The organism is Protofrankia sp. CiT1 (assembly GCF_917627335.1).
In the GTDB taxonomy this organism is placed as follows: Bacteria; Actinomycetota; Actinomycetes; order Frankiales; family Frankiaceae; genus Protofrankia.
In genome coordinates this window covers 22332-23615 of sequence record NZ_CAKJTP010000064.1, presented here as the reverse complement: position 1 = coordinate 23615, position 1284 = coordinate 22332, and the positions used below count along the sequence as shown (strand labels likewise).

Annotated in this window: 1 protein-coding gene; it reads left to right on the top strand. The window is 69.5% G+C overall.

The features are described 5' to 3' along the window. Positions 1 to 225 precede the first annotated feature (225 nt). Positions 226 to 1284, top strand: a 1059-nt coding sequence (gene ychF / locus MJ785_RS12465) for a redox-regulated ATPase YchF (protein ID WP_239380954.1), incomplete at its 3' end; no start/stop codon positions are given.

The following is a 1284-nucleotide window of genomic DNA, read 5'->3' as shown; positions in this document are numbered from 1 at the left end:
GGAGATTGGGTGGCTGGGGCGCGGCTGGCTGGCGTTGGAGCCCGTGCAGGCGACGCCCGTGGCCGCGCACAGGAGGCCGGCAAGCAGCATCGCCGGCAGTCGGTACCCGGCAGGCTTCACGCCGGCCATGATCGCGCCTGGCGGGATGCCAGCGATATCTTCTGGGCGTCGTCCGGCAGTGGTATGTGGACGCCGGCCGCGGCCCGCCCCGTAGACTGCGGCGTCATGGGCTTGTCGATCGGGATCGTCGGACTACCCAACGTCGGCAAGTCGACCTTGTTCAACGCGTTGACCCGTAACGACGTCCTAGCCGCGAACTACCCGTTCGCCACCATCGAGCCGAACGTCGGAGTCGTCGGCGTTCCGGACTCCCGGCTGGCCCGGCTGGCTGAGGTGTTCCACAGCACCCGTACGGTGCCGGCGGCGGTCAGCTTCGTCGACATCGCCGGGCTTGTCCGCGGCGCGGCCGAAGGACAGGGCCTCGGCAACAAGTTCCTCGCCAACATCCGCGAGTCGGACGCGGTCTGCCAGGTTGTCCGTGTCTTCTCCGATCCGGACGTCGTCCATGTTGACGGCCGTGTCGATCCGGCTGACGACATCGCCACGATCAACACCGAATTGATCCTCGCCGACCTGCAGACCATCGACGCGCGCCTGCCCAGGCTGGAGAAGGAAGCGCGGGTCGACAAGAGCAGGCAGGCCATGCTGGCCGCCGCGAAGCACGCCCGGGAAGTACTGGACGCGGGCCGCACCCTTTCGTCCGATCCGGGCGTCGACCGGGCCGCGCTGCGTGAGCTGTTCCTGCTCACCGCCAAGCCCTTCCTGTACGTGTTCAACGTGGACGAGGACGTCCTCGCCGACGACGGCCGGCGTAAGGAGCTCGCGGCGCTGGTCGCCCCGGCCGACGCGGTGGTCTTGTGCGCGAAGGTCGAGGCCGAGCTGAGCGAGCTCCCCGACGACGACGCCGCCGAGCTGCTGGCGGCCCTGGGGCAGACCGAGAGCGGCCTGGCCCAGCTGGCCAGGATCGGCTTTCACACGCTGGGCCTGGCGACTTACCTCACGGCGGGGCCGAAGGAGTCGCGGGCCTGGACAATCAGGGCCGGCGCGACCGCGCCGGAGGCCGCGGGCGTCATCCACACCGACTTCCAGCGCGGGTTCATCAAGGCGGAGGTCGTCTCGTTCGACGACCTGATGGCGGCCGGTTCGATGACCGCGGCTCGTGCCGCTGGCCGTGTCCGTATCGAGGGCAAGGACTACGTGATGGCCGACGGTGACGTCGTGGAG